General features: G+C 72.9%; 13 protein-coding genes. 10 read left to right on the top strand and 3 right to left on the bottom strand.

The window, feature by feature from the left end:
• Positions 1–65: 65 nt before the first annotated feature.
• The 3 genes from coaBC to moeB are packed head-to-tail and all read left to right on the top strand — an operon-like array spanning position 66 to position 2,766.
• The gene (coaBC, locus tag JQC91_RS05475; protein ID WP_203285808.1) at positions 66–1,262 is read left to right on the top strand and encodes a bifunctional phosphopantothenoylcysteine decarboxylase/phosphopantothenate--cysteine ligase CoaBC; all 1,197 of its coding nucleotides are present in this window, start codon (positions 66–68) and stop codon (positions 1,260–1,262) included.
• Complete coding sequence (gene dut, locus JQC91_RS05470; RefSeq protein ID WP_203285807.1) at positions 1,259–1,693, top strand: dUTP diphosphatase; 435 nt, start codon at positions 1,259–1,261, stop codon at positions 1,691–1,693. The genes coaBC and dut overlap by 4 nt, the downstream gene beginning before the upstream one ends.
• Positions 1,690–2,766 (top strand): molybdopterin-synthase adenylyltransferase MoeB, encoded by a 1,077-nt coding sequence (moeB, locus tag JQC91_RS05465; RefSeq protein ID WP_203285806.1) that lies wholly within the window; start codon positions 1,690–1,692, stop codon positions 2,764–2,766. Before dut ends, moeB begins: the two co-directional genes overlap by 4 nt.
• Here moeB and JQC91_RS05460 read toward each other — a convergent pair.
• Positions 2,657–3,328 (bottom strand): ferric reductase-like transmembrane domain-containing protein, encoded by a 672-nt coding sequence (locus tag JQC91_RS05460; protein ID WP_203285805.1) that lies wholly within the window; start codon positions 3,326–3,328, stop codon positions 2,657–2,659. The genes moeB and JQC91_RS05460 overlap by 110 nt on opposite strands.
• A gap of 134 nt (positions 3,329–3,462) precedes the next feature.
• Between JQC91_RS05460 and JQC91_RS05455 the strand changes: the two genes are divergently transcribed.
• The 6 genes from JQC91_RS05455 (at position 3,463) to JQC91_RS05430 (ending at position 10,541) form a co-directional block, all read left to right on the top strand.
• Complete coding sequence (locus tag JQC91_RS05455) at positions 3,463–4,251, top strand: transporter substrate-binding domain-containing protein (protein WP_203285804.1); 789 nt, start codon at positions 3,463–3,465, stop codon at positions 4,249–4,251.
• 37 nt (positions 4,252–4,288) lie between these two features.
• The gene (locus JQC91_RS05450; RefSeq protein WP_203285803.1) at positions 4,289–5,062 is read left to right on the top strand and encodes an amino acid ABC transporter permease; all 774 of its coding nucleotides are present in this window, start codon (positions 4,289–4,291) and stop codon (positions 5,060–5,062) included.
• A gap of 119 nt (positions 5,063–5,181) precedes the next feature.
• Positions 5,182–7,203 (top strand): PhoX family phosphatase, encoded by a 2,022-nt coding sequence (locus JQC91_RS05445; RefSeq protein ID WP_203285802.1) that lies wholly within the window; start codon positions 5,182–5,184, stop codon positions 7,201–7,203.
• A 171-nt stretch (positions 7,204–7,374) separates the two neighbouring features.
• Positions 7,375–7,923 carry a GbsR/MarR family transcriptional regulator gene (locus JQC91_RS05440; protein ID WP_238941348.1) on the top strand — a complete coding sequence of 183 codons (549 nt, stop codon included), beginning with the start codon at positions 7,375–7,377 and terminating at the stop codon, positions 7,921–7,923.
• 1 nt (position 7,924) lies between these two features.
• The gene (locus tag JQC91_RS05435) at positions 7,925–9,466 is read left to right on the top strand and encodes a cytochrome ubiquinol oxidase subunit I (protein WP_238941347.1); all 1,542 of its coding nucleotides are present in this window, start codon (positions 7,925–7,927) and stop codon (positions 9,464–9,466) included.
• Positions 9,467–9,524: 58 nt separating this feature from the next.
• The gene (locus JQC91_RS05430; protein WP_203285800.1) at positions 9,525–10,541 is read left to right on the top strand and encodes a cytochrome d ubiquinol oxidase subunit II; all 1,017 of its coding nucleotides are present in this window, start codon (positions 9,525–9,527) and stop codon (positions 10,539–10,541) included.
• 25 nt (positions 10,542–10,566) lie between these two features.
• Here JQC91_RS05430 and JQC91_RS05425 read toward each other — a convergent pair whose 3' ends face one another.
• Positions 10,567–11,376 (bottom strand): division plane positioning ATPase MipZ, encoded by an 810-nt coding sequence (locus tag JQC91_RS05425; protein ID WP_203285799.1) that lies wholly within the window; start codon positions 11,374–11,376, stop codon positions 10,567–10,569.
• A 140-nt stretch (positions 11,377–11,516) separates the two neighbouring features.
• Positions 11,517–13,142 (bottom strand): hypothetical protein, encoded by a 1,626-nt coding sequence (locus JQC91_RS05420; protein ID WP_203285798.1) that lies wholly within the window; start codon positions 13,140–13,142, stop codon positions 11,517–11,519.
• A 164-nt stretch (positions 13,143–13,306) separates the two neighbouring features.
• On the opposite strand from JQC91_RS05420, the gene JQC91_RS05415 reads away from it, so the two are divergent.
• The gene (locus JQC91_RS05415) at positions 13,307–13,543 is read left to right on the top strand and encodes a hypothetical protein (protein WP_203285797.1); all 237 of its coding nucleotides are present in this window, start codon (positions 13,307–13,309) and stop codon (positions 13,541–13,543) included.
• Positions 13,544–13,568: the final 25 nt, after the last annotated feature.

Here is a 13,568-nt window from a genome sequence, read left to right as displayed (position 1 = left end):
GCGGGGTGATGGACCAAGATCCGCGTGGGCTTTCGCCCACCCTACGGGCGCGCTAGCCCTCCCCCATGCACGGCAAGCGCATCCTCCTGATCGTCGGCGGCGGCATCGCGGCCTTCAAGGCGCTCGACCTGATCAGGCGGCTGCGCGACCGCGGCGCGACGGTGACCCCCGTGCTGACCCGCGCGGCGGAGGAGTTCGTCACGCCCCTCTCGGTGTCGGCTCTGGCCGCCTCCAAGGTCTACCGCGACCTGTTCGACCTGACCGACGAGGCGGAGATGGGTCATATCGAGCTGTCCCGCGCGGCGGACCTGCTGGTGGTCTGCCCGGCGACGGCGAATACGATGGCCAAGATGGCGGGCGGGCATGCGGACGACCTCGCCTCGACGCTGCTGATGGCGACGGACAAGCCCGTGGTGATCGTGCCCGCGATGAACGTCCGGATGTGGGAGCACGCCGCCATGCGGCGGAACCTCGCCACCCTGCGGGCCGACGGCATCCGCGTGATCGGCCCCGTCGAGGGGTCGATGGCCTGTGGCGAGTACGGGCCGGGGCGGATGGCCGAGGTGCCGGAGATCGTGGACGCGCTGGCGGGGATGCTGGCGGATGGGCCGCTGAAGGGGCGCCACGTGCTGGTGACCTCCGGGCCGACGCACGAGCCGATCGACCCCGTGCGCTACATCGCCAACCGCTCCTCGGGGGCGCAGGGGACGGCCATCGCCGCCGCGCTGCGCGACCTCGGCGCGCGGGTGACCTTCGTGACCGGCCCCGCGCGGGTTGCCCCGCCCGAGGGGGTGGATGTGGTCCGCGTCGAGACGGCGCGCGAGATGCTGGCGGCGGTGGAGGCCGCGCTGCCCGCCGACGTGGCCGTGATGGCCGCCGCCGTGGCGGACTGGCGGGTGGAGAACGCCTCCGCGTCGAAGATGAAGAAGGACGGGGGCGGAGCGCCCGCGCTGGCCTTCGCGGAGAACCCGGACATCCTCGCCACCGTGGCGAAGGGGGACCGGCGCCCGGCGCTCGTCGTGGGCTTCGCGGCCGAGACCGGCGACGAGAATGGCGACGTGGTGGCCCATGCGACGGCCAAGCGGGCGCGCAAGGGCTGCGACTGGATCGTGGCGAACGACGTGTCGCCCGCGACGGGCATCATGGGCGGGACCGAGAACGCGGTGACGGTGATCGACGCGGAGGGGGCGGAGGCGTGGCCGCGCCTGTCCAAGGACGAGACCGCGCGGCGGCTGGCGCGGCGCATCGCGGACGCGCTGTGAGGGTCGTCGTCGAGCGCGTGGACGGCTGCGACCTGCCGCTGCCGTCCTACGCGACGGAGGGCGCGGCGGGCGCCGACCTGCGCGCGTGGCTGCCGGACGGGCCGGTGACGCTGGCGCCCGGCGCACGGGCGCTGATCCCCACCGGCCTGCGCATCATGCTGCCGCCGGACACGGAGCTGCAGGTGCGCCCGCGCTCCGGCCTCGCCCTGCGCCACGGCGTCACGGTGGCGAACGCGCCCGGCACGATAGATGCCGACTACCGGGGCGAGCTGGGGGTGATCCTGATGAACGCGGGCGACGCGCCCTTCACCGTGGAGAGCGGGGACCGCATCGCGCAGGGCGTGCTCGCCCCCGTGGTGCGGGCCGCGTGGGCCGAGGGCGCGCTGGACGCGACCGCGCGGGGCGCGGGCGGGTTCGGGTCGACCGGATGAGCGTCCTCGTCTTCGCGATGGCCGCCGGGCTGTGGTTCCTCGGCAAGCGCATGGGCACGCCGCCGCAGGCGCGGTTCCTGATGCTGGCGCTGCTCTACGTGGCGGTCCTCTTCGTCACGGTCGCCCTGCCCGAGGGCAACCCGATCCGCGAGGGGCTCGGCGGTCCGGGGCAGTGGATCATCCTCGGGGTCGGCGTGGCGCTCGTGGTCGCCTATCGCCGCGTCTGGTCCCGCGTCCGCGACCGCGCGCGGGCCGTGGAGGCCGAGCGCGCACAGGTCGAGAGCCCGCAGGAGGGGCCGTTCTCCGAAGGGGAGCTGAACCGCTATGCCCGCCACATCGCCCTGCGCGAGATCGGCGGGCCGGGGCAGCGGCGGCTGAAGGAGGCGAAGGTGCTGGTTGTGGGCGCCGGGGGGCTCGGCTCGCCCGCGCTGCTCTATCTCGGGGCGGCGGGCGTCGGCACGATCGGGGTGATCGACGACGACGTGGTGTCGGCCTCCAATCTCCAGCGGCAGGTGATCCATCCGACCGACCGAAAGGGCGAGCCCAAGGTCCACTCGGCGGCCGAGACGCTGGGCGCGCTGAACCCCCATGTCGAGGTGCGGACCTACAACCGCCGGCTGGAGCCGGACATGGCGGCGGCGCTGGTCGAGGACTACGACCTCGTGCTCGACGGCTGCGACGACTGGGCGACGCGCGAGGCGGTGAACCGGGCCTGCGTGGCGACCGGCGTGCCGCTCGTCTCGGGCGCGATCACGCAGTGGGAGGGGCAGGTCACGCTCTACGACCCCGCGCGGGGCGCGCCCTGCCTGACCTGCCTGTTCCCCAAGGCGCCCGCGCCGGGCATGGCGCCGACCTGCGCCGAGGCGGGGGTGGTCGGCGCGCTGCCGGGCGTGATCGGGTCGGTGATGGCCTTGGAGGCGATCAAGGAGGTCGCGGGCGCGGGGCGCGGCCTGCGGGGTCGGCTCATGCTCTGGGACGGGCTCGATGCGGAGGTGCGGACGGTCGGGGTCGCGCGGCGGGCGGATTGCCCGGTCTGCGGCGCCGTCGCGGGAGGCGGCGGAGCAGCGGCCTGACCGCGAGCGCGGCGAGGATCAGGGCGGTCCAAGTGGCGACCTCGGCCAGCGGGCTGCGCGGCCAGTCGAGCACCCACCAGTGGGCGAGGGCGCCGGCCGCCCCCGCGTAGGTCAGGCGGTGCAGCCGCTTCCACCACCGGCCGAGGGCGCGCGCCGCCGCGTCGGTCGAGGTCGCGGCGAGGGCGGCCATGACCCCCACCGCCACCCAGCCGGGCCAGAACGCGGTCCGCGTAGCCTCGGCGAGCACCACGGCGAGGGATCCCGCGTCGAGGGCGTAGTAGGCCACGTGCAGCGCGGCGTAGGCGGCGGCCCCGAGGCCCAGTTGGCGGCGCGCGGCGAGCAGCGCGCGGCCCGCCCCCCGCGCGGCGGGGTGGCCCGCGCCGCGGCGGGCCAGCAGGATCGTCGCCGGGGTCACGGCCAGCGACGCGGTCAGCAGATAGACCGACCACATGCCGGACAGGTGCAGCATCTCCGGCAGGTAGCGCCCGCCCCGCACCAAGCCGTCGATCACCGCCCAGCCGGGGGCGAGCATCGCGAGCCAGAGGAGGAGGCGGGCGGCCATGCTCCTGCATCGCCGCGAAACCGGGCGCTTGGCCAGCCCCGCGCGGCCACGCCTGCGTGAGCGGCTCCCCGCGCTTGAACCGGCGCGCCGCGCGGGGCACCGTCGCCGCACCTGACCTCAACGGGACGTCCGCCATGCTCCGCACCCTGTTCGCCGCCGCGCTCCTCGCCACGCCCGCCCTCGCCGACGGCCACCTGCCCGACCTCGGGGGCCGCACCGTCGTCATCGCCACCGAGGACGCCTACCCGCCGATCCAGTTCAAGGACCCCGCCACCGGCGAGGCGATCGGCTGGGAGTACGATTTCATGGCCGAGGCCGCCCAGCGCCTGAACTTCGAGCCGGACTACGCCAAGACCTCATGGGACGGGATGATCGCCGCCGTCGGGCAGGGCGAGTACGACATGGGCATGACCGGCATCACCATCCGCGACGACCGGCGCGAGGCGGTGGACTTCTCCGCGCCCTACATGACCAGCCAGATGATGATGATCGTGCGCGGCGACGAGGAGCGCTTCGACGACGCGGCCTCCTTCGCCGCCGACCCCGACCTGCTGGCCGCCGCCCAGCCCGGCACGACGCCCTTCTACGTCACCGTCTACGAGATCCTCGACGGCGACGAGGCGAACCCCCGCATCTCGCTCTTCGAGACCTTCGGCGCCGGGCTGCAGGCGCTGCGCGCGGGCGACGTGGACCTCGCGCTGTCGGACTCGACGGCGGCCAACGGCTACGTCGCGGCCTCGGACGGCGGGCTGAAGATCGTGGGCGAGCCGCTGGGCACCGAGCAGTTCGGCTTCATCTTCCCCAAGGACGGCGACGCGGAGCTGGTCGCGGCGATGGACGCGGTGATCGCGGACATGGAGGCGGACGGGACGCTGGAGGCGCTCAACACCAAGTGGTTCCTCGAGTATTCGTTCGGCGAATGACCGAAGCCTTCGGCCGGACCCTTCGGCGAAGGGTCCGGTGACCGCGCCGCCAGACCGCGACTTCCCGTGGTGGCTCGTCGCCGTGGCGCTCCTGCTCGGGGGCGCCTACGTCGTGGTGGCCCTCGACGACGGGGCGCGGCAGGTGCTCTCGACGCTGCGGCGGGGCGTGTGGATCACGGTCCTCGTCACGGTCGTGTCCTTCGCCGGGGCCTGCCTGCTGGGCCTCGGGATCGCAGTCATGTCCCTCTCGGGATCGCTCGTCCTGCGCCAGGCCGCACGCTTCTACACCGAGATCGTGCGCGGCATCCCGATCCTCGTGCTGCTCCTCTACGTGGCCTTCGTGCTCGGCCCGATGCTCGTGGCGTTCTGGAACTGGCTCGGCCTGCCGGAGGCGCGGACGCGGGACTTCCCGCTGCTCTGGCGCGCGGTGATGGCGCTGGTGATCGCCTACTCCGCCTTCATCGCCGAGGTGTTCCGCGCGGGCCTGCAATCGGTCGACGCGGGCCAGATCGAGGCGGCCAAGGCGCTGGGCCTGCGCCCGTGGCACCGCTTCCGCCACGTGGTCTTCCCGCAGGCGATCCGCACGATCCTGCCGCCCTTGGGCAACGACTTCGTGGCGATGGTGAAGGACTCCAGCCTCGTCTCGGTCGTCGGCGTCCTCGACATCGCGCAGCTGGGCAAGGTCACGGCGGCGGGGAACTTCCGCTACTTCGAGACCTACAACGTCGTGGCGCTGCTCTACCTGACGATGACGATCCTGCTGTCGCTGGGGCTGCGGCGGCTGGAGCGGCGGATGGCCGCCCGCCGCTAGGGGCGCGGCGTGGCCTTCATGGTTCGTTTACCTTCCCTTCATCCCCTCGTCGCGGGCATCCGCGAGACCGCCTCCGGGCGGCTCGCCGGGAGATGCCGCCAGCAACGGGGGACCGACACATGGACCGCAGGGACTGCATCGAGACGACGGGCAACCGCGCGGAGGCTTTCGAGGCCTTCGACGACATCCCGACCAACCCGAACCTGGGCCGCACCATCGGCGACGTCATCAACGCGCGCTACGGGCGCCGCGACGTCCTGCGCGGCATGCTGGGCGTGGGCGCGACGACCGCGCTGTTCGGCACCTCGGCGATGGTCGCGCCGCGCCCGGCCGCCGCGGCGGAGGTCTCGCGCTACGCGTTCGACGAGCTGGGCTGGGGCAACGACACCCAGCACCACGTCGCGCCGGGCCACGTGGCGCAGGTGCTCCTGCGCTGGGGCGACCCGGTTCTGGCCGACGCGCCCGCGTTCGACGTCGCGAACCAGACGGCGGCGGCCCAACTGGGCCAGTTCGGCTACAACAACGACTACGTGGGCTTCGTGCCGCTGAACGAGGACGGCTCGCGCGGGCTGCTCTGCGTCAACCACGAGTACACCAACGAGGAGGTCATGTTCCCCGGCCTCGGGCGGCAGGACCGCGCCGACTTCGCGGGCATGACGAAGGAGATCGTCGACATCGAGATGGCCGCGCACGGCGGCACGGTGGTCGAGATCGCCAAGGCCGCCGACGGCACGTGGTCGGTGGTGCGCGACGGCGCGATGAACCGCCGGATCACGCCCTTGGACACGGAGATGACCTTCTCCGGTCCCGCCGCCGGGCACGAGCGCCTGCGGACCAACGACGACCCCGAGGGGATGTCCGTCATCGGCACGGTCAACAACTGCGCGGGCGGCATGACGCCGTGGGGCACGTGGCTGATGGCCGAGGAGAACTTCCACGGCTACTTCTGGACGGACGCCGTCGACGCCGAGGGCAAGGCCGTCCCCGACAGCGGCAATCCCGAGACCACCTCCTACGGGCGCTACGGCGTGCCGGGCCGCTGGTACGCGTGGGGCCGCGAATACGACCGCTGGAACGTCGACGCCGAGCCGCGGATGCCCAACAAGTTCGGCTGGGTGGTCGAGGTCGATCCGATGGACCCGACCTCCGTGCCGGTGAAGCACACCGCGCTGGGCCGCTTCCGCCACGAGGGGGCCGAGACGACGCTGGCGGCCGACGGGCGCGTGGTGGTCTACTCGGGCGACGACAACCGCTTCGACTACCAGTACAAGTTCGTCTCCGCGAACCCGGTCACGGGCGACAAGGCGCAGGACATGCAGCTGCTGTCCGAGGGGACGCTCTACGTCGCGCGCTTCGACGAGGACGGCACGGTGGCATGGCTGCCGCTCGTCCACGGGGAGGGGCCGCTCACGGCGGAGAACGGGTTCGCCGACCAAGGCGACGTGGTGATCGACGCGCGCCGCGCGGGCGACCTCCTGGGCGCCACGCCGATGGACCGCCCCGAGGACGCGCAGCCGCGCGGCGACGGGACGGCCTACATCATGCTGACCAACAACACCCGCCGCACCGCCGACGAGGTGAACGCCGCCAACCCGCGCGCCGAGAACGCCTTCGGCCACATCATCGAGATCAAGGAGGCGGACGGCGACCACGCGTCGGAGACGGGAACGTGGTCGATCCTCGTGCGCTGCGGCGACCCCGCCGTGACCGAGGTGGGGGCGCAGTGGAACCCCGAGACCTCGGCCTCGGGGTGGTTCGCGTCACCGGACAACTGCGCCTTCGACGCGGACGGGCGGCTGTGGATCAGCACGGACCAAGGCGGCAACTGGGGCAGGACGGGCAAGTCCGACGGCCTCTACGGGCTGGAGACCGAGGGCGCGGCGCGCGGCACGTCCAAGCTCTTCTTCCGCTGCCCCGTCGGCGGCGAACTCTGCGGCCCCTACTTCGCCAACGACGGGCACGACCTGTTTCTCGCCGTCCAGCACCCCGGCACGGACGGGACCACGGACCTCGTGGGGTTCGGGCGCGACTCGACCTTCGAGGATCCGGCGACGCGCTGGCCCGACTTCGACCCCGCGATGCCGCCGCGCCCCGCGGTGGTCGTCGTGACGCGGGAGGGCGGGGGCAAGATCGCCACCTGACCCCCGCGCGGGGCGCCGCCGTCCCCGTCTCGGCGCCCTCGGGCCCCGGCCGCGGCCGGGGCCCCTTTCGTCCGCGCCTGCGACGCCCCGCCGCGGCGGCCCCCCTTCCCGCGCCGGGACATGCCCCATATTTGCATTTCAGAAATTTCTGAAACGGATGCAGACATGCGGATGACGCCGACGCAGCAGGCCTTCGTGCTCCATTTCGGCGAGATGGGATCGCGCTGGGGGATCAACCGGACGGTGGGGCAGGTCTATGCCCTGCTGTTCCTGTCCTCCGCGCCGCTCAACGCGGAAGGCATCACCACCGCGCTGGGCATCAGCCGGTCGAACACGTCGATGGCGCTCAAGGAACTGCAGGCGTGGAACCTCGTTCGTCTCCGGCACCTGCCGGGCGACCGCCGCGACCACTTCACCACGCCGGACGACCTCTGGGAGATAGTCCGCACGCTCGTGGCGGAACGTCGCAAGCGCGAGATCGACCCGACCCTGACGGTGCTTCGCGAGTTGGAGATGCAGGGGCCGTCCGGCGACGACTACGCCGACGCCCGGATCGGCGAGCTGCGCGAGCTGATCGAGATGATGACGACGTTCCACGACGAGATGGAGCGTCTGGAGACCGAGCGGCTGGTGCAGCTGCTCACCATGGGACGCAAGCTGGGCGCGCTTCTGGACAAGGTTCCGGGAATGCGCCGCAAGACGACGGAGAAGGACGCCTGACATGCCCGACGCCGGCATCATGGACACCCTGCTGCTGAGCCGCATCCAGTTCGCGGCCAACATCAGCTTCCATATCCTGTTCCCCACGATCACCATCGCGCTGGGGTGGTTCCTGCTGTTCTTCAAGCTCCGCTACGAGTGGACCGCGCGCGCCGACCGCCGCGCGGGCGGCGAGGGCGTGGGCGACCTCAAGTGGATGGAGGCCTACCGCTTCTGGGTGAAGGTCTTCGCGCTCTCCTTCGCCATGGGCGTCGTGTCGGGCATCACCATGTCGTTCCAGTTCGGCACCAACTGGCCTGGCTTCATGGAGAGCGTGGGCAACATCGCCGGCCCGCTCCTGGCCTACGAGGTGATGACCGCCTTCTTCCTCGAGGCGGTGTTCATCGGGATCATGCTCTTCGGCTTCTCCCGCGTGCCCTCGTGGCTGCACACGCTGGCGACCTTCCTCGTGGCGTTCGGCACGACGCTGTCGACGTTCTGGATCATCGTACTGAACTCGTGGATGCATACGCCCCAGGGCTTCGAGATGGTGGACGGCGTGGCCTTCGCCACCGACTGGTGGGCGATCATCTTCAACCCGTCGATGCCCTACCGGCTGGCCCACATGCTGCTGGCCTCCGGCCTGACGGTGGCCTTCGTGATCGCGGGCGTGGCGGCCTTCCGCTACATCCGCGGCGACCGCAAGGAGACGGTGCGCACCCAGATCCGCGTGGGCCTGACCTTCGCGGCGCTGCTGATCCCCGTCCAGATCTTCATGGGCGACCTGCACGGGCTGAACACCATGGAGTACCAGCCCGCCAAGGTCGCCGCGATGGAGGGCAACTGGTCGGACACGGACGGCAACACGCCCCTCGTGCTGTTCGGCCTGCCGAACGAGGAGACGCGGACCAACGATTTCGCCATCGAGGTGCCGAACCTCGCGTCGATCATCCTCACCCACTCGGCCGACGGGGCCATCCCCGCGCTGGACGAGTTCGTGGCCGAGGACGGGACCGTGCTGCACCCGCCGGTGGACAAGGTGTTCTGGTCCTTCCGCATCATGGTCGGCACCGGCATGGCGATGCTGCTGATGTCGTGGGGCGCGCTCTTCTTCCTGTGGCGCAAGAAGCCCTGCCCCGAGACCGGCACCGAGCGGCGGTTCATGATCCGCCACCTGCCCAAGCCGATCCTGTGGGCGCTCGTGCCGATGACCTTCGCGGGCTGGGTCGCCACGCTGGCGGGCTGGTACACGACCGAGATCGGGCGCCAGCCGTGGCTGGTGCAGGGCGTGCTCTCGACCGAGGCCGCCGTGGCCGACGTGCCCGCGCCGATGGTCCTGTCGACGCTGCTGGGCTACCTCGCGATCTACGCGATCCTGCTCGTGGCCTACGTCTCGGTGATCGCCTACCTCGCCGCCAAGGCGCGCCACGACGAGCCGCTCGACAGCCTGACGCCCTCCTCGGGCGAGGCGGTGGTCGACGTCATCTCCCGCGAGGACCGCGGCCAGCGGCCCGGCTCCGACGGGTCGGGCGGGCGCGGCGGCGGGCTGCAGCCGGCGGAATGACCAACGCGCGCCGCGCCCCGCCGGGGCGCGGCGCCCCACTCGGACGGGACACACGGACATGGAACTCTTCGGCACCACCCCCGACACATGGCTGCCGCTGGTCTTCGCGGGGCTGATGGGCGTCTCGATCCTGCTCTACGTCATCCTCGACGGCTACGACCTCGGCGTGGGCATCCTCACGCCCTTCGCCGACGACGGCGAGGAGCGGGACATGATGGTCGCCTCCATCGGCCCGTTCTGGGACGCCAACGAGACGTGGCTGGTGCTGGCCGTGGGCCTGCTGCTCGTGGCCTTCCCGGCGGCGCACGGGCTGATCCTGTCGTCGCTCTACCTGCCGGTCTTCGTGCTGCTGGTGGGCTTGATCCTGCGCGGCGTGTCCTTCGAGTTCCGGGTCAAGGCCCGCGTCCAGCACCGGGAGGCGTGGAACAAGGCGTTCTTCGCTGGCTCCCTGATGGCGACGCTGGCCCAAGGGTGGATGCTCGGCATCTACGTCATGGGCTTGGAGGAGACGTGGGCCACGTGGGCCTTCGCCGCGCTCTGCGCCGTCTGCCTGACGCTGGGCTACGCCTTCATCGGGGCCTGCTGGCTGATCCTCAAGGCCGAGGGCAACCTGCAGGCCGAGGCGGTGCGCTGGGCCAAGTCCTGCATCTTCGGGCTGGCGGGCGGCATCGCCGCCGTGTCGCTCGCCTCGCCGCTCGTGAGCCCCCGCATCTGGGAGAAGTGGTTCTCCTTCCCCGAGGCGCTGTGGCTCGCGCCGCTCCCGCTGCTGTCGCTGGGCCTGCTCGTGCTGCTGTGGCGCGCCTTCGCCCACCTGCCCGCCGAGGGGGACCGCTGGGCGTGGGCGCCGTTCACCGCCGCCCTCGGCCTGTTCCTGCTGGCGTTCCTCGGGCTGGCCTACAGCTTCTACCCCTACGTCGTGCCCGAGCAGCTGACGATCTACGAGGCGGCGTCGGCGCCCGAGAGCCTGATGATCATCCTCGTGGGCGCGTGCTTCGTAATCCCGTCGATCATCGGCTACACGATCCTCGCCTACTGGGTGTTCCGTGGGAAGACCAAGGAACTGCGCTACCACTGACCGGGGCCGCCCCCGGCGGGGGCGGTCAGAACGCGATCTCCACCGACGGGAGGTTCAACGACCGGACCAGCTCGCGCACCTCGGCGCGGGCGGCGACGTTCGAGATGTTGAGGTTCTCGATCCCGATGTCGCGTAGGTCCAACAGGGTCATGCCCCGCGGGAAGAGCTCGCGGAAGATCACCCGCTCCGAGAAGCCCGGCGCCACGCGGAAGCCGATCCGCTTGGACAGCTTCTCCAGCGCGGCGCCCATCTTGCGCTTGTTGTGCATCTCCTGCGCCCCGAGGCGGTTGCGCAGCACGATCCAGTCCATCGCCCGCAGCCCCGCCTTCGCCCGCAGCTGCCGCGCGTGCCACACCATCTCGGAGTAGACGGACGGCCCCGTGATCCTGCCCGAGGCCGGGTCGATGCGCGCCAGCAGGTCGAAGTCCACGAAGCTGTCGTTGAGCGGCGTCACCAGCGTGTCGGCGAGGCTGTGCGCCACCTGCGACAGGCGCGTGTGCGAGCCGGGGCAGTCGATCACCACGAAGTCGGCCCGCGTCTCCAGTTCGGCCACCGCGCGGGTCAGGGCCACGTCGAACGGGTTGTCGCCGGGCGGCAGCGCGGCGCGGTCGATCTTGGGCAGGTCGGCGAGGACGGGCGTGGGCAGGGGCACGCCCTGCGCCTGCGCGAAGGCGCGGCGGTTCTCGACGTAGCGCCCGAGGCTGCGTTGGCGCAGGTCGAGGTCCAGCACGCCGACGCGCGCCCCCGACCGCACGAGGGCGGTGGCCACGTGCATGCAGGTGGTCGACTTGCCCGAGCCGCCCTTCTCGTTGCCGAACACGATGATGTGCGCCATGACCTGCCCGCCGTTCCCCTCGCCGCGCCGGGCCGGCGCGTCGCCGCGGGTTATAGGCGGCGGACCGCCGCCCGGCACGGGGCGCGCGCGCGATTGGCCGCGCACCGTGGTGCGCGCGCACCGCCCCGGCGCCCCGAACCTCAGCCGGGCGGGATCAGCTCGTCGAACCGATGGAGCAGGTCGGCATAGGCGGGGTCGTGGCTCCACTGGACCATGCCGTTCCGCAGCGTCTCGCGCGAGAGGCCGGGATGCGCCGCCAGCCAGCGCCGCCCCGCCGCGATCGCCTCCTCCTCGCGCCCGGCCAGCCAGAGGGCGCCGAACAGCATCCGGTTGGCCCACCGCGCGGCGGGCGCCGCCCGCAGCCCGCGCTCGATGGCGTCGACGGCCTCGTCCAAGCGCCGCATCGCGCGCAGCGCGCAGCCGCGCCCGAACTCCATGTTGAAGCGGAACGGGTCCAGCGGGCTGAGCGCCTCGGCGCGGTCGAACTGCGCCAGCGCCTCCTCGGGGCGCCCGAGATAGACGCCGGCCCAGCCGAGGCGCAGCCAGCCCCACGCAGTGTTGGGGTCGATCTCCAGCGCGCGCTGCGCCAGCGCCTCCGACGCGGCGAAGTCGCTGCGCGCCATCGCCGCCGCCGCCGACAGCGCGGTCAGCGCCTGCGGCCGGTCCTGCGCGCCCGCGAAGGCGGCCGCCGCCGCGCGGGTCGACGCGGCGCGCGCGCCCTCGACGTCGTCCGTCCAGACGTAGCAGCAGGCCTGCGCATGCGCCCACGCCTTCATCGCCAGCGCGGGCGCATAGGCCGGATCGACCGCCAGCGCCGCGTCGAAGGCCGCCAGCGCGCGGCGGTTCTCCTCCGGGTCGTGGATCCAGAAATGCGGCAGCCCCGTCAGCATCCGCTCGTAGGCGCTCGGGTCGCCGGTGCAGCGGCCCGCGCGCCGGATCTCGGCGGCCCGCAGGCCGGGCGACAGGTGCCCCGCCACGCGCGCGGCGATCCGGTCCTGCAGGTCCAGCAGATCGTCCAGCCGGTCGTCGAACCGCTCGGACCAGACGGTCCGCCCGTCGCCGCCCCGCACGAGCCGGACCTCGATCCGGACCCGGTCGCCCGCCCGGCGCACCGACCCCTCGACCACGTACTCGACGCCGAGGCGCCGCGCCGCCTCGGGCGCGTCGATCGCCTCGCCCCGCAGCGCCCATGCCGACTGCCGCGCGACGACGTGGAAGTCGTGGACCCGCCCCAGCGCGCCGGTGATCTCCTCGACGACGCCGTCCGCGAACATGTCCTCGGCCGGGACGCCCAGTTCCGCGAAGGGCATCACCGCCAGCGCCGGGCGCTCGCGCACCGCGCGCGGGGCGGCGGGCGCGGCGTCGCCCCGCTGCCGCGCCGCGCGCAGCCAGTCCTCGAACCCCTCCGAGGCGAGGTCGAACCCCTGCAGGAAGGGCGCGCCCCGCGTCCGGCGCACCTCCGACCCGCCGGGCTCCAGCCAGACGGCGTAGCGGTCGGCGCCCAGCACGTCCGGCGGCAGGGCGCGGCGCAGGGCCGACAGTTCCTGGCGCAGCGACGCGCGGGCCTGCGCCTCCGCCCGGTCGGACCAGAGCAGGTCCGCCGCCGCCGACCGCTCGGCGCGCTGACCCTCTTGGCAGGCGAGGAACGCCAGCAGGGCACGCCCGCGCTGCCCGATCCCGTCGATGGCCGCCCCGTCCCCGTCGAGGACGCGCAGCGGGCCGCTCAGGTGGAGCGTCAGGGGACGCGGGGGCGCGGGACGTGTCATGGCGCGACGATAGACGATCGGCGGCGTCCGGGCGATCGCGGCGGGCGCTTTTCACGCATTTCTAACGCGTCCCGCACGGGCGCGCGGCGGGGGAGGCACGCGGCGCTGACGGGGGGTCGGGAAGGCTGGGGGCCGCGATCCACCCCCTTCCGAGGAGCCTTCCCATGTCCATGACCCGCCTCCACGACCCCGTCGGCCCGCGGGCGCTCGCCGACCTCGCCGCCGCGCGTGCGACGCCCGGCCCGCTGGCCCGGCTCGCCGCGTGGCGGGCCCGCCGCCGGGACGCCGCCCTGCTCGCGGGCCTCTCGCGCGAGGCCGCGCGCGACGTCGGTCTGCCCGACTGGCGCACCCGCCGCTCGGCGGGCGAGGCCGGGCCGCCGCCCCGCGCCGACCGCGCCTGACCCCCGAACGAAGAAGGGCCGCCCC

Origin of the sequence: Jannaschia sp. Os4, assembly GCF_016820245.1 — a bacterium.
Lineage (GTDB): Bacteria > Pseudomonadota > Alphaproteobacteria > Rhodobacterales > Rhodobacteraceae > Jannaschia.
Note: the sequence above shows the minus strand (reverse complement) of the source record. Positions and strands in the feature narration are given on the sequence as shown.

Excerpts from the sequence above, each read along its gene's own strand:
- JQC91_RS05455 (WP_203285804.1), top strand. The coding sequence starts at position 3,463 with ATGCTCCGCACCCTGTTCGCCGCCGCGCTCCTCGCCACGCCCGCCCTC.
- JQC91_RS05415 (WP_203285797.1), top strand. The coding sequence starts at position 13,307 with ATGTCCATGACCCGCCTCCACGACCCCGTCGGCCCGCGGGCGCTCGCC.
- JQC91_RS05420 (WP_203285798.1), bottom strand. The coding sequence starts at position 13,142 with ATGACACGTCCCGCGCCCCCGCGTCCCCTGACGCTCCACCTGAGCGGC.
- JQC91_RS05460 (WP_203285805.1), bottom strand. The coding sequence starts at position 3,328 with ATGGCCGCCCGCCTCCTCCTCTGGCTCGCGATGCTCGCCCCCGGCTGG.
- JQC91_RS05445 (WP_203285802.1), top strand. The coding sequence starts at position 5,182 with ATGGACCGCAGGGACTGCATCGAGACGACGGGCAACCGCGCGGAGGCT.
- coaBC (WP_203285808.1), top strand. The coding sequence starts at position 66 with ATGCACGGCAAGCGCATCCTCCTGATCGTCGGCGGCGGCATCGCGGCC.
- JQC91_RS05425 (WP_203285799.1), bottom strand. The coding sequence starts at position 11,376 with ATGGCGCACATCATCGTGTTCGGCAACGAGAAGGGCGGCTCGGGCAAG.
- JQC91_RS05440 (WP_238941348.1), top strand. The coding sequence starts at position 7,375 with ATGACGCCGACGCAGCAGGCCTTCGTGCTCCATTTCGGCGAGATGGGA.
- JQC91_RS05435 (WP_238941347.1), top strand. The coding sequence starts at position 7,925 with ATGCCCGACGCCGGCATCATGGACACCCTGCTGCTGAGCCGCATCCAG.
- moeB (WP_203285806.1), top strand. The coding sequence starts at position 1,690 with ATGAGCGTCCTCGTCTTCGCGATGGCCGCCGGGCTGTGGTTCCTCGGC.
- JQC91_RS05430 (WP_203285800.1), top strand. The coding sequence starts at position 9,525 with ATGGAACTCTTCGGCACCACCCCCGACACATGGCTGCCGCTGGTCTTC.